Source organism: Actinoallomurus purpureus (genome assembly GCF_024055795.1).
In the GTDB taxonomy this organism is placed as follows: domain Bacteria; phylum Actinomycetota; class Actinomycetes; order Streptosporangiales; family Streptosporangiaceae; genus Actinoallomurus; species Actinoallomurus purpureus.
In genome coordinates this window covers 123346-136596 of sequence record NZ_JAMXMY010000007.1, presented here as the reverse complement: position 1 = coordinate 136596, position 13251 = coordinate 123346, and the positions used below count along the sequence as shown (strand labels likewise).

The 13251-nt window shown below is 71.4% G+C and carries 10 protein-coding genes; 7 read left to right on the top strand and 3 right to left on the bottom strand.

The annotated features are described in order from the left end of the window. Positions 1 to 31: 31 nt before the first annotated feature. On the bottom strand, positions 32 to 1633 hold the full coding sequence (gene aceB / locus NE236_RS15325) for a malate synthase A (RefSeq protein ID WP_252842637.1): 1602 nt from the start codon (positions 1631 to 1633) through the stop codon (positions 32 to 34). A gap of 272 nt (positions 1634 to 1905) precedes the next feature. Between aceB and hflX the strand changes: the two genes are divergently transcribed. From hflX to NE236_RS15310, 3 genes are all read left to right on the top strand, one after another. Next, on the top strand, positions 1906 to 3315 hold the full coding sequence (hflX, locus tag NE236_RS15320; protein ID WP_252842636.1) for a GTPase HflX: 1410 nt from the start codon (positions 1906 to 1908) through the stop codon (positions 3313 to 3315). Between the two features lie 371 nt (positions 3316 to 3686). Next, complete coding sequence (gene hutI / locus NE236_RS15315) at positions 3687 to 4898, top strand: imidazolonepropionase (RefSeq protein WP_252842635.1); 1212 nt, start codon at positions 3687 to 3689, stop codon at positions 4896 to 4898. A gap of 141 nt (positions 4899 to 5039) precedes the next feature. After that, on the top strand, positions 5040 to 5486 hold the full coding sequence (locus tag NE236_RS15310; RefSeq protein ID WP_252842634.1) for a YbaB/EbfC family nucleoid-associated protein: 447 nt from the start codon (positions 5040 to 5042) through the stop codon (positions 5484 to 5486). Between the two features lie 94 nt (positions 5487 to 5580). On the opposite strand, the gene NE236_RS15305 is transcribed toward NE236_RS15310, so the two are convergent. Together NE236_RS15305 and NE236_RS15300 are read right to left on the bottom strand one after the other, a co-directional pair. After that, on the bottom strand, positions 5581 to 6267 hold the full coding sequence (locus NE236_RS15305) for a WXG100 family type VII secretion target (protein WP_252842633.1): 687 nt from the start codon (positions 6265 to 6267) through the stop codon (positions 5581 to 5583). 33 nt (positions 6268 to 6300) lie between these two features. Further along, on the bottom strand, positions 6301 to 7533 hold the full coding sequence (locus NE236_RS15300; RefSeq protein ID WP_252842632.1) for a hypothetical protein: 1233 nt from the start codon (positions 7531 to 7533) through the stop codon (positions 6301 to 6303). Between the two features lie 287 nt (positions 7534 to 7820). Between NE236_RS15300 and NE236_RS15295 the strand changes: the two genes are divergently transcribed. The 4 genes from NE236_RS15295 (at position 7821) to NE236_RS15280 (ending at position 13230) form a co-directional block, all read left to right on the top strand. Beyond that, complete coding sequence (locus tag NE236_RS15295; protein ID WP_252842631.1) at positions 7821 to 8549, top strand: TMEM175 family protein; 729 nt, start codon at positions 7821 to 7823, stop codon at positions 8547 to 8549. 99 nt (positions 8550 to 8648) lie between these two features. Continuing rightward, complete coding sequence (locus NE236_RS15290; RefSeq protein WP_252842630.1) at positions 8649 to 9500, top strand: DegV family protein; 852 nt, start codon at positions 8649 to 8651, stop codon at positions 9498 to 9500. 61 nt (positions 9501 to 9561) lie between these two features. Next, on the top strand, positions 9562 to 10347 hold the full coding sequence (locus tag NE236_RS15285; RefSeq protein ID WP_252842629.1) for a ComEA family DNA-binding protein: 786 nt from the start codon (positions 9562 to 9564) through the stop codon (positions 10345 to 10347). 279 nt (positions 10348 to 10626) lie between these two features. After that, positions 10627 to 13230 (top strand): ComEC/Rec2 family competence protein, encoded by a 2604-nt coding sequence (locus NE236_RS15280; protein ID WP_308209099.1) that lies wholly within the window; start codon positions 10627 to 10629, stop codon positions 13228 to 13230. Positions 13231 to 13251 lie beyond the last annotated feature (21 nt).

The following is a 13251-nucleotide window of genomic DNA, read 5'->3' as shown; positions in this document are numbered from 1 at the left end:
TCCTCGCCCTTTTTCCGATGATCGGCGAGGGTCACGGCATGCGTTCGTACGCCGGGAGGGTGAGGAAGTCGGCATAGTCGTCGGCGAGCGCGACCTCCTTGAAAAGACTCACCGCCTCGGCGAACCGCTTCTCGTCGAAGGCGTCGCCGTACGACGCGCGGATCCTGCCCAGCTCCTCCTCGATGATCCGTTCCACCAGCTCGGTGGTGACCTTCTGTCCCTCTGCCAGATGGACGTCGTTATGGAGCCACTGCCAGATCTGGGAGCGGGAGATCTCGGCGGTGGCGGCGTCCTCCATCAGGTTGAAGATGGCGACCGCGCCGTTGCCGCCCAGCCAGGTGGCGATGTACTGCAGGCCGACGCTGATGTTGCCGCGCAGCCCCGCCTCGGTGATCTCACCCGGTGTCTTGTCCACGGCGAGCAGGTCCGAGGCCGAGACGGAGACGTCCTCGCGCAGCCGCTCGATCTGGTTCGGCCGGTCGCCGAGCACGCCGTCGAAGATCTCCCGGCAGATCGGCACCAGGTCCGGGTGGGCGACCCAGGAGCCGTCGAAGCCGTCGCCGCTCTCGCGGGTCTTGTCCGTCCGCACCTTCTCGAAGGCGGCCTTGTTGACCTGCTCGTCGCGGCGCGAGGGGATGAACGCGGCCATGCCCCCGATCGCGTGCGCGCCGCGCTTGTGGCAGGTGCGCACGAGCAGTTCGGTGTAGGCACGCATGAACGGCGCCGTCATCGTGATCGCGTTGCGCTCCGGCAGCAGGAACTGCCGCCCACGCGCGCGGAACTTCTTGATGACGGAGAAGAGGTAGTCCCAGCGGCCGGCATTGAGCCCCGCGGAGTGGTCGCGCAGTTCGTAGAGGATCTCCTCCATCTCGAACGCCGCCGGGATCGTCTCGATCAGGACGGTGGCCCGGATCGTGCCGCGCGGGATCTCCAGGAGGTCCTGGGCGAGGTTGAAGACGTCGTTCCAGAGGCGTGCCTCCAGGTGGCTCTCCATCTTCGGCAGGTAGAAGTACGGCCCCTTGCCCTTGGCCAGCTGGCGCCGCGCGCAGTGGAAGAAGTACAGGCCGAAGTCGAACAGCGAGCCCGACATGCGCGTGCCGTCGACGAGCACGTGCTTCTCGTCCAGGTGCCAGCCGCGCGGGCGGACGACGATCGTGGCCAGCTCCTCGTCCGGCTTCAGCCGGTACGACTTGCCCCCCGTCTCGAAGTCGATCGTGCGGTCGAGCGCGTCGCGGAGGTTGAGCTGGCCGCCGACCATGTTCTCCCACAGCGGCGTGTTGGCGTCCTCGAAGTCGGCCAGCCACACCTTCGCGCCGGAGTTGAGGGCGTTGATGGTCATCTTCCGGTCGGTCGGACCGGTGATCTCCACCCGGCGGTCCTCCAGGCCCGGCGCCGGCGCGGCCACCCGCCAGGAGTCGTCGTGGCGGACGCCCGCCGTGTCCGGCAGGAAGTCCAGCGTGCCGCCCCGGGTGATCTCCTCCTGCCGCTCGGCTCGCCTGCTCAGCAGTTCGTCGCGGCGGGTGCCGGCCTCGCGCTGCAAGGCGGCGAGGAAGCCGAGCGCCTCGGGCGTGAGGATTTCGTCGTACCGCTCGTGGAGGGGGCCGGTCAGCTCCACGCCTTCAGGTCCGGACATCGATGCCGCCTTTCGTATAGTGAAATTATTCTTCTGCTTAATGGAAACGATATTAAGATCGTTGCAGCTCGGTCAACGGGGCCGGGGTATCCCTGCCCCCTCGGGGAACCGGACACTCCGGGGGCGGCACCCTTCGAAGGCGTCCGCGTGGGCGCACACTGAGCGGATCCGTAGGCAGGCGAGCGTGGGACGAATAAGCAGGTGTGCTCCGGGCAAGGGCATGGGACGATCGGGGAAGATCCGGCGACGTTCCGGCGTTGACATGGGGGAACATGACTAACTTTCCTTACGAAGACACAGAGCAGACCCCGCTGACCGGCGAGCTGGACCTGGAGGAGCGCCAGGCGCTGCGGCGCGTGGCCGGCCTCTCGACGGAGCTCCGCGACGTCACCGAGGTCGAATACCGCGCGCTGCGCCTCGAGCGCGTCGTCCTCATCGGCGTCTGGACCGACGGAGACGAGGCTCAGGCCGACAACTCCCTGCACGAACTCGCGCTCCTCGCCGAGACCGCCGGATCCGACGTCCTCGAGGGCATGATCCAGCGGCGTTCCAAGCCCGACCCGGCGACGTACATCGGGTCCGGCAAGGCGGCGGAGCTGCGCGACGTCGTGATATCCAGCGGCGCCGACACCGTGATCTGCGACGGCGAGCTGACCCCCAGCCAGCTCCGCCAACTGGAGGAGATCGTCCAGGTCAAGGTGATCGACCGGACGGCCCTCATCCTCGACATCTTCGCCCAGCACGCCAGCAGCCGCGAGGGCAAGGCCCAGGTCGAGCTGGCACAGCTCGACTATCTCCTTCCCCGCCTCCGAGGCTGGGGTGGCAATCTGTCCCGGCAGGTCGGCGGTCGCGCCGCCGGCGGCGTCGGGATCGGCGGCCGTGGCCCCGGTGAGACCAAGATCGAGCTCGACCGGCGGCGGATTCGGTCCCGCATGGCCCGGCTGCGCCGTCAGATCCACGAGATGGGCAAGGCGCGCGACACGAAGCGGTCCCGGCGGCGCACCCGCCAGGTCCCCTCGGTCGCGATCGCCGGATACACCAACGCCGGCAAGTCCAGCCTGCTCAACCGCGTCACCGGCGCCGGCGTCCTCGTCGAGAACGCACTGTTCGCCACCCTGGACCCCACGGTCCGGCGGGCGAGCACGCCGAACGGCCGGGCGTTCACGATCGCCGACACCGTCGGGTTCGTACGCCACCTGCCGCACCAGCTCGTCGAGGCGTTCCGCTCCACGCTGGAGGAGGTCGCCGACGCCGACCTGATCCTGCACGTCGTGGACGGCTCCGACGCCGACCCCGAGTCGCAGATCGACGCGGTCCGCGAGGTGCTGCGCGAGCTCGGCGCGGACGACGTGCCCGAGCTCATCGTGATCAACAAGGCCGATGTGGCCGACGCCATCTCCCTGGCCCGGCTACGCCGCCGTGAGCCGCACAGCGTCGTCGTCTCGGCGCGCACCGGCGAGGGCCTGGACGACCTCCTCCAGGCGGTCGAGGAGAACCTCCCGCGCGGCGATCACGAGGTACGCGCCCTGGTGCCGTACGAGCGTGGCGATCTCGTCGCCCGGGTGCACGACCTCGGTGAGGTGTTCTCCCAGGAGCACACCGCCGACGGCACGGCGCTGCACGCCCGTGTGCCCGCGCGAATGGCCGGTGAGCTGGAGCCGTACGTCACCACGCACGCCTGACCGAAAAGGCCGAACGGAGGGGTCCGCATTCGGATCCCGCCGTCCGCTACGACGGGCCGGAATCCGATTCCGTCGTTCGGTGCGGCACGGTGTTCGCGGTGAGGTATCGTCGAGCCACCTGTAGCAGTCGGCCGCCGGGCGGTTTGGGAGCGGTATGTCGCGTGAGGCTGTACAGCGTGGCCTCCTGTGCACTACGGTGACGAAACCAATATTCCCGGGCTCGTTGCTCCAGGTGGTCTGGTGATCACCCCTAATCCGACTTGGGTCCGTCGGCAATGCCGCCGGCGTAATCGAGCGAGAGCAGGTGACCCGCTGCATGGCGTCCGGACACCCTTCACCGGTGCGCGACCGCAGAACGGGGCGGTGACGCGATGACCGTGCGTTTGCTGACGAATATCGGTCGGCTGTGGACAGGCACCGATGTGTGCAGCAACGCCGCCATCCTCGTGCACGACGACCGGATCGTATGGGCCGGTCCCGCCTCGGACCTTCCGCAGAGCGTCCCCGGCGTCATCGACGACATCGTCGACGTCGACCACGTCGAGAACCTCGGTGGCGGCCTCGTCACGCCGGGCCTCATCGACGCGCACTCCCACCCGGTGTACGCCGGCAACCGCTGGGCCGAGCTGGCCATGCGGACGAGCGGGTCGAGCAACAACGAGATCGTCGCCGCGGGCGGTGGGGTGGCCTCCACCGTCACCGTGACCCGAGGCACCGATCCCTGGACCCTCTGCAACAACGTCCGCGAGCGGCTCCGGCAGTGGATCTGCGCCGGCACGACCACGGTCGAGGCGAAGACCGGATACCACCTCACCCGCGACGGCGAGCTGGCCGACGTCCGGATGCTGCGCTCGCTCGAGGAAGAGCCCTCGATGCCGCGCATCCACGCGACGTTCCTCGCCGCGCACATGCTGCCGCCGGAGTACTTCGGCCGGCGCCGCGACTACATCGAGGCGGTCCGCCTGTGGGCCGGTGACGCGGCGGCCGCGGGCGCCGACAGCATCGACGTCTACTGCGACGAGGGCCACTTCACGCCGGACGAGGCACGCGTCCTGCTCATGACCGGTCAGCGCGTCGGCCTCAAGGCCCGGCTGCACGCCTGCGCCAACGAGCGGGTCGGCGCCGCCCAGGTCGCGGCGGAGGTCGGCTGCGCCTCGGCCGACCTGCTCACCGAGGCCAACGACGACGACATCAAGGCGCTGCACCACGGCGGTGTCGCCGCGACGGTCTGCCCCGGCAGTGCCCTGCACAACGGCCGCACCCCGCCGGTCCGCGCCATGCTCGACCGCGGCGTCACGCTCGCGCTGGGCACCGACCACAACCCCGGTCAGTGCGGCATCACCTCGATGCCGCTGGTGATCGGGCTGTCGGTCGCGATGTTCGGCCTCAGCGTCAACGAGGCGCTCCGCGCGGCCACGCTCGGCGGCGCGGCCGCTCTCCGGGTCTCCGACCGGGGCGCGCTCGTCCCGGGCATGTACGCCGACATCGTCCTGTGGGACGCCGACCACGAGGGCGCGTTCGCGTGGGCGTTCGGCCTCCGCGCCCTGCGCGTCTGGCGCGGCGGGGTGCCCGTCCAGCCGTGACCCACGGCAGATCTCGGCGCTTCGACGCGCGGCGATGATCGCCGCCCGCGTGCGCTGGGCCTGGACTCCGCCCGCTCTCTGGCGACAGGTCGGCGTTTGGCGCGATAATCGGCAGCCGACGCTGATACGGAGGGGGAAGCCGTGGAGGGCTTCGGGGATTTCGCCAACATCGATGTCGACAAGCTGCTCAGCGGGGCGCAGGAGCGGATGTCCCGCATGCAGGAGATGCAGGACCGGATGGCCGATCTCGTGGGGCGGGCGGAGGCGGCCGAGGGCCGCATCAAGGCGGCCTACACCACCACCGGTGGGCTGATCGATCTCGAGATCGATCCACGCGCCCTGCGCATGGGGGCCAAGGAACTCGCGGCCACCATCAGGTCGACGGTCCAGGAGGCGGCTCAGGACCTGCAGCGGCAGGTGGGGGAGGTCATGGGCAGCGTCTTCGGCGAGAAGGACAACCCGATGAACCTCCTCGGCGACCGGGACGCCGCCGTCGCCAAGGCCAAGGAGGCCCAGGCCGCCTACGACCGTACGATGCAGGACGTCATGGGCGAGCTCGACGCCGTCCGCAAACGGCTCGGGTTGTGAGCACCCGCCCGGCACCGGGAGTCGCGGCCGGCCCGGTACCGGGAGGTCATGACCGACCTGGCGCCGGGCCTGCTCGCGCTCATTAGGTCGACGCTCAGGAGGTCTGCGGGATCGACACGTTCGGGGTCGTCGGCATGATGCTCGCCTGCTGGAAGGTGACCGGTCCGCTCCCCGTCGGGTTCGCGGCCTTCGACTGGGAGTACATGTAGACGCCCATGCCGGCGGCGATGATGCCGGCCGTCACCATCATCGCGGTCTTCAGGCTGACGCAGGCCGCCGACAGGATGGTGTCGCAGACGCCGGCGACGGCATTGCCCGCGGCCTCCAGCGCGGCGCCACCGACGATGGTCCAGGAAGCCGCCAGGATGCTGGTCGCCCACACCGCGAGCATCGTCCCGATGGCGAAGGCGAGCACCGCGAAGGCGAAGAACGCGTACCCGGCGATCTTCAGCATCCCGCCGACGTCATCGGTGAACTGGTGGACCTTCCCCAGTTCCTCTTTGTACTTGTCCAGCGCCTTCTGGAACGACTCGCGGCCGCCCTCCTGCCACTTGTCCTCGGGCACCGACTTGGCGAGGCGGTCGAGCTGGGTGGCCACCTCGTTCATCTGCCCGGCGGTCGCCTTCCAGTCGTTGCCCGCGTTGTCCATCTGGCCGGGGTCCGAATACGCCAGACCGATCGCCGCGACGGTCGGCCAGGCTCCGGGGATGATGCACGCGGCGTACATCGCCTCGGCGATCGCCGCCATGCACATCCACTTGCCCGCTTCTAACACGCTCATATCGTTGCTCCCCTCGTACGACCGAGTCGGCCGTCACTGATTCGTGACGGTGCTCGCGTCCTCGCCCTGCTGCCACGTCTTGGCGTTCGTGCCCAGTGTCTGCTGCCAGTTCGTGAGCATCGTCCGGCCCTGCTTCACGTAGTTGGCCGCGCTGTCCCGTACGGAGTTGTGCGCCATGTTCAGCGGAAACCCGAGCACGCCGAACGCCGGGTAGCTCACGTTGATGGCGGACGCCTTCTCGTGGGCGCTGTCCATGGTCCCGCCGGCCTGGCGGTCGATGTCGTCACCGAGTTTCTTGATCGCCTCGGGGTCGCCGTTGCGCTGCCCGCCGTCCGAGCGGCCCGGAGGGTTGCCGGTACGGGGGTAACCGCCAGTGGGGGTGCCCCCGCCTCCGCCGGACGGGCTTCCACCGCCCCCGGACGGGCTGCCCCCACCGCCCGAGGGCGTCTTCGGCAGGCCGTCCTTGTCCTTCCCCTGCCCGTCCTTGCCGTCCTTGGCCCCGGCGCCCTGACCGCCGTCGGACTTCCCGTCACCCGGCTTGGCCTTGTCGACCTTGACCTTCACATCCCCGTGTTTGCCGGGTGAGACGTCGATCGTGACGTGCTTTCCCGGATCGACGTGGACGCGGATGTCATGCGGGTTGTGGGGACCCTTGCGGATCAGGATGTCGAGGCTGCCGTCGGCGTTCTTGGTGGTGAAGACGTGGGGGGCGTTCTTTCCGAATCCGTGTTCGGAGATGTCCGCCTGGGCGGCGTTCGCGCCGTCACCCTTCACGTGCTGAGGCTGCTGGCCGTGTCCGGCGTCGGAAGGGCTCCGACCGTGCCCGGTCTCGGGCGTCCCGACCGCGACGTTGTCATTGGACGAGCCGCCGGTGTTCTGCGCTTGGTCCGACCATGGGTGTTCCCCGCCCTGCTGACCGCCGGCGTCGTTCGGGTGACCGTGGGAGTCGGTGCCGTTCCCGCCGCCACCGTCGGAGCCGGAGTCGCCGCTCTCGGAGTGCGTCACCTTGGAGGAACCGTCGGCCATGACGTCGACGTTGAGGCCGTCGTCGCCCGCCGCGACCTCGTGCCCGTCCACGAACACCTGCGCGTCGGAGTCCGAGGGAACCTGTCCCGAGGTCGCCTGCGCGCCGCTCGGGACGGTGTACGGGTCGGGCGTCGTCCCGGCCTGTAAGGCCGTGCCGTGCTGGGTGGCGGATGCGACGGAAGAGGAGGTCGTACGGTCGGACGAGCCGTTCAACAGCATGTCGATGCGGTTCTCGCTCATGGGACTCCGATCGCAAGGCCGGCACTGCTCCCGCCGGAATTAGATCACTGAATGGGTTCTCCGGTTCCCGGGCCGTCCAAACTCTCCATGACTCACGATTTGGAACTCGTCAACACCATGGAGACGATCCCGCGGCGGGGGAGGCCGATGGGGCATCGCGGTGAACGGAATCCACGAATGGATGAACTGCGGTTCGCCGGTCGAGTCCGCGACTTTACCGGGCCTCCTGTCCGGACGACTCCGCGTACGATGCGGCTGCACCTTCCTATCGGCTGGAGTCGCCTGTCGTGTCCGATCCCGTGCATGAGACCGAGGAGATGCCCGAGGCGATCGCCCCGGGGCGGCTGGCGGCCTTCAGCGACGGCGTGATCGCGATCGCCGCCACGCTCCTCATCCTCGAGGTGAAGCCTCCGACCGCCGAGGAAGAGGTGTGGCCGGCGCTGCGCCACGAGTGGCCGGCCCTCGCGGTGTACGCCGTCAGCTTCCTGGTGATCGGCATCGCGTGGATCCACCATCACAACATGTTCCATCAGGTGCGACGGGTCGATCGTGGCCTGCTCTTCCTGAACCTGGGCATGCTGGCGACCCTGGCCTACCTGCCGCTGCCGACCGCGACGCTGGGCAATCACCTCACCGGTCACGACGCCGTACCGGCCGCCGTGTTCTACTCGGCGTCGGTCATGGTGACGGCCGTCTGGTTCACGCTGCTGTGGAACCACCTGTACGCCCGGCCGCACTTGCTGCATCCGGGGGCGCGCGAGTTCGCGCGTGAGGCGCGCCGCCGATCGCTGGTGGGGCCGGTGAGCTATCTCCTCGCCGGGTTGCTCGCGTTCGTCAGCCCGGTCGGCTCCCTGGCGCTCAACGCCGTCATCATCCTCTACTTCATCGCGGGTCGAAGGTCCCCGGCCGCCCGCGTCCAGGGGCCCGCCCTGGTCTCGGCCTCCGGCTCGGAAGAGGACACCGAGGCGGTTTCTCCTCGCGCCGGCGGCGGTGAGCGGTCCGCCGAACGTACGTGATTCGCTGGAGGTTCGGCTCGAATCGGGCTCTTTCGCGGGGACCGACGCGCTGGCGTCCGGTTCGGCCGCCGATGCCGCCGACCGCCCTACACTCCCGGTATGACAGCACCGGTCGCGGTCGTCACTGATTCCACCGCCTACCTGCCCGACGAGGTGGTCGCGGCGCACGGCGTCACGGTGGTGCCCCTGCAGGTCGGTGTCGGCGGGGAGACGTACGAGGAGGGCCGGGGTCGTACGGCGGTGGAGGCCGCTCACGGCTTCCGTGACTGGCGTCCCGTCACCACGTCCCGGCCGTCGCCGGAGAGCTTCGCCGCCGTGTACCGGGAGGCGGCCGAATCGGGGGCCGCCGGGGTGGTGTCCGTCCATCTGTCGGCGGAGATGTCGGGAACCGTCGAGTCGGCCCGGCTCGCCGCGAAAGAGGCGGCGATCCCGGTGCGCGTGGTGGACAGCCGGTCCCTCGGTATGGGGCTCGGCTTCTCGGTCCTGGCCGCGGCCCGGGCGGCGGTGGGCGGCGGCGATCTCGACGACGTGGCTGATGCCGCGGTTCGCCGCATCCGGGCGACCCGCTCTCTCTTCTACGTCGACACGCTCGAGCATCTGCGCCGGGGTGGCCGGATCGGCGCGGCGGCGACCCTCCTGGGCTCCGCCCTGATGATCAAGCCGCTGCTGCGCATCTCCGATGGCCGCATCGCGCCGCTGGAGAAGATCCGCACCACCTCGCGAGCCCTCGCGAGACTGGAGGAACTGGCCGTCGAGCTGGCCGGCGACCGGCCCGTGGACGTCGCCGTCCAGCACCTGGCCGCGCCCGTACGGGCCGCCGCCCTCGCCGGTCACCTGCGTGAACGCGTCCCCCAGCTGCACGACCTGCACGTCGGGGAGGTGGGGCCGGTCATCGGAGCGCATGTCGGCCCCGGCATGCTCGGCGTCGTCGTCTCCCGCCGCGAGGCGTGAGTTATCCACAATCCGCACGGGGCTCGTCGCCGGGTGCAACGGCTCCATTAGCGTCGGCGACATGCCCAGCTTCGATGCCGCCCCCTTCGACCGGCTCCGCGACGTCTTCCGTCCGCCCCAGTCGTTCGGACCCGACGACGACGCGGGCTCGGAGCCACCGGGAGCCGCGTTACGGGTCTCGCCCCAGGCACCCGGGAGACGGATACGGATCGATCCGGGCACCCCGGGGATACGGGTGCTGGCGGCCGTCGGCCTCCTCGCGGTGCTCGTGTCGGGCGCGTACCTCTGGTGGTCACGCCCGGAGCCCCGGCCGGTCACGCCCGCCATCGTCAGCCCTGCCGCACACCGAGCCGCTCCGATGGACGTGTCGGCGCCGAGACCCGCCATGCCGGTCACGCCCGCCACCTCGTCGTCGCCGGTGCTGGTCGACGTCGCCGGCAAGGTGCGGCATCCGGGCGTGGTGAGCCTGCCGGCCGGCGCCCGGGTGATCGACGCGATCAAGGCCGCCGGCGGGGTCCGGCCCGGTGCCGGGACCGGCACGCTCAACCTGGCCCGCCGTGTGGTGGACGGCGAGCAGATCCTCGTGGGAGTCGACGCCACTCCTGCGGCCGCCCTCCCGCCGGGTGCACCGCCGGGCGCGGCGACGCCCACAGGAGCGCCGCTCGACCTGAACACCGCCGGCGCCGCCCAACTCGACCAGCTGCCGGGCGTCGGCCCCGTGCTCGCCCAGCGCATCGTCGACTACCGCACCCAGCACGGCGGATTCCGCTCCGTCGACGAGTTACGACAGGTGTCGGGCATCGGGGCCGCCAAGTTCGGTGACCTGAAAGGTCTGGTGACCGTGTGAGCGCGGCGACGGCGGCGACCGTTCCCTGCACGTCGATCAGCCCGACCGGGTATCCGATCAGCACCCCCGCGCGGCCGACCCCTTGTCTCCGACCCGGGTCCGCGACAACAGGACGTGCCCGAAGCCGTGCCCTTGGTGGGCGGTGTGCCTGAGAGCGCCCCCCTGGGCGATGCGCATGCGGGCGAGCCTTCGACGGATGGCGTGTCCGAGGGCAGACCGTCAGACCGTGCGCCTCAGGGTGGGTCTTCGGTGGGCGATGTGCCTGAGGGTGGCTCTTCGGTGGGCGAAGGACACGACCTGCGGCTGGCCGCACCGGCGGCGGGCGCCTGGCTGGCCGCGCTGGCGCTGCTCGGCCTGGGCGCCGCGGCGGCGTACGCGGCCGCCGTCGCGTCTCTCATCGGAGCGGTGGTCCTGGCAGTCCGCTCGGACCGAGAGCCAACGGGCGTCACCGCCGCACCGGCCGCCGCCCCTCAGCGTTCGGCCGAGCCACGTGCGACCGGGATGGCCGGGTGTCGGGCCGAGGAGCGCGTGGCAGGGACGGAGGAGTGGGCGGCCGAGGGGCGTTTGACCGGGACAGGGGAGGGGTCGGCCGAGGGGCGTTTGATCGGGACGGGGGAGGGGTCGACCGAGGAGTGCGCGACGGCTGGGCGTTCGGCCGGAGGCCGTGCCGCCGGGCGGCGGCAGGGCCCGGCCATGCGGCGAATGCTGGCGGGCGCACTGGTGTGCGTCGCGGCCTCGGCGGCGGGGGTCGGGTTCCGGCTGACCGCGGTGGGGACCGGGCCGGTGCGGGCGCTGGCGGCCAAGGGGGCCACGGTGCGGCTCGGCGTCGTGGTGACCGGGGACCCGATGGTGCTGAAGGCCGGGCCGGCGCGTCGGCGCGAGACCGTGCTCGTGCCGCCGGGGGTGGAAGAGGTGGAGCCGGCGCGAGCGGCGGCGGGACGGTTGCGGGTCCGTGTGCCGGTGCTCCTGCTCGCGGACGACGCGGCGTGGAGACCCCTGGTGCCGAGCCAGCGTGTCCGCCTCACCGCGCGGCTCGTCACTCCGCGGCGCGGTGAGTTGCTCGCCGCGGTCGGCCTGGTCCGCGGGCCGCCGGCGGTCCTCGGCCGGCCGTCGCTCCCGCAGCGGTGGGCGAGCACGATCCGGTCCCGCTTGCGAGCGGCGGCGGGTCGGCTGCCGGCCGACCAGCGCGGCGTCCTGCCCGGGCTGGTGGACGGCGACACGTCGCTGCTGGACCCCGACCTCGCGGACGCGTTCAAGGAGTCCGGGCTCACGCATCTCATGGCGGTCAGCGGCGAGAACCTCTCCCTGCTGATCGGCGCCGTCCTGATGGTCGGCCGCCTCGCGGGCCTTGGCCGCCGCGCGGTCCCGTCGCTCGCCGGGGCGACGGTCTTCGGGTTCGTCCTCGTCGCGCGTCCGTCACCCAGCGTCCTTCGCGCCGCCGCCATGGGCTCCGTCGCCCTGCTCGCGGTGGTCTCCGGCCGGGAGCGCCGTGGGGTCCCGGCACTCTGCGCGGCCATCCTCGTGCTGGTCCTGCTCGACCCCGGACTCGCCCGTTCGTACGGCTTCGCGCTGTCAGCGCTGGCGACCGCCGGCATCCTCGTGCTCGGACCGCCCTGGCGGCAGCGCCTGGCCCGCCGACTGCCCGGGCGCGTGCCCGGGCGGATACCCCGCCGATTGGCCGGCGCGCTGGCCGAGCCACTGGCGGTGTCCGCAGCGGCCCACGTGGCGTGCGCCCCCATCCTCGTCCTGCTCGATGGCGACGTCAGCCTCGTCGCCGTGCCCGCCAATCTCCTCGCCGCTCCGGCGGTGGGGCCCGCGACCCTGCTCGGCGTACTGGCCGCCGCCGTCGCGCCGATGTCCCTGTCCGCGGCCCGGGTGATCGTCGTCCCGGCCGGGCTGGCGGTCGGCTGGATCACCGGAGTCGCACGGCTGTGCGCCCGCGCGCCCTACGCGGCGGTTCCCTGGCCGGCGGGGCCTGCCGGGGCGGCGCTGCTGACGGCGGTGTTCGTGGTGGGCGTGCTCATCCTGCGCCGGCCGGGGACGCGCCGGGTCGCAGCCGCCGCTCTCGCCGGCGTCGCCCTGGCGGTCGTCACCGTCCACGTCTGCGCACCGGGGTGGCCGCCCCGCGGGTGGCTGTTCGTGGCCTGCGACGTCGGCCAGGGCGACGGGCTGGTGCTCGCCGCCGGGCCCGGCCGGGCCGTGGTCGTTGACGCCGGTCCCGATCCCCGGCCGATCGACCGCTGCCTCAGCGCTCTTGGGATCCATGCCGTGCCGCTGCTCGTACTGACCCATCCGCACGCCGACCACGTGGCCGGCGTGCGAGGCGTCCTGCACGGCCGCGCCGTCGGCGAGACCGTGATCAGCCCGGACAGTGAGGGGGAGGAACGTCGTCCGCTCGCCGGGAGACAGGTCCGTCCGGCGGGTGTGGGTGACGTCTGGACGGTCGGGCCCCTGACACTCGGCGTCATCGGCCCGCTGACCACCCTGCGCGTGTCGACCCGCGACCCCGGAACACAGGTCAACGACGCCAGCGTGGTGCTCCTCGCCCGCTGGCCGGGCCTGAGCGCGCTACTCTGCGGAGACGTCGAGATCGAGGCGCAGCGGAGACTGCTGGCCGCCGGGACGCCCCGTGTCGACGTTCTGAAGGTCCCCCATCACGGATCGTCCCACCAGGCCCCCGACTTCCTGGCCGCCGCGCACGCGCGCATCGCCATCACCTCGGTCGGGGCGGACAACGACTACGGTCATCCGGCACCGACGACGATGGCCCTGCTGGCGCGCCTCGGTCTGCGGAGTTACCGCACGGACCGCGACGGTGACGTCGCCGTCATCGGCTCCCGCGACGGCCCCGCTGTCGTCACCCGCCGGCCGGGATCCGGATGACGGGGTCGTGCGGCTCATGTC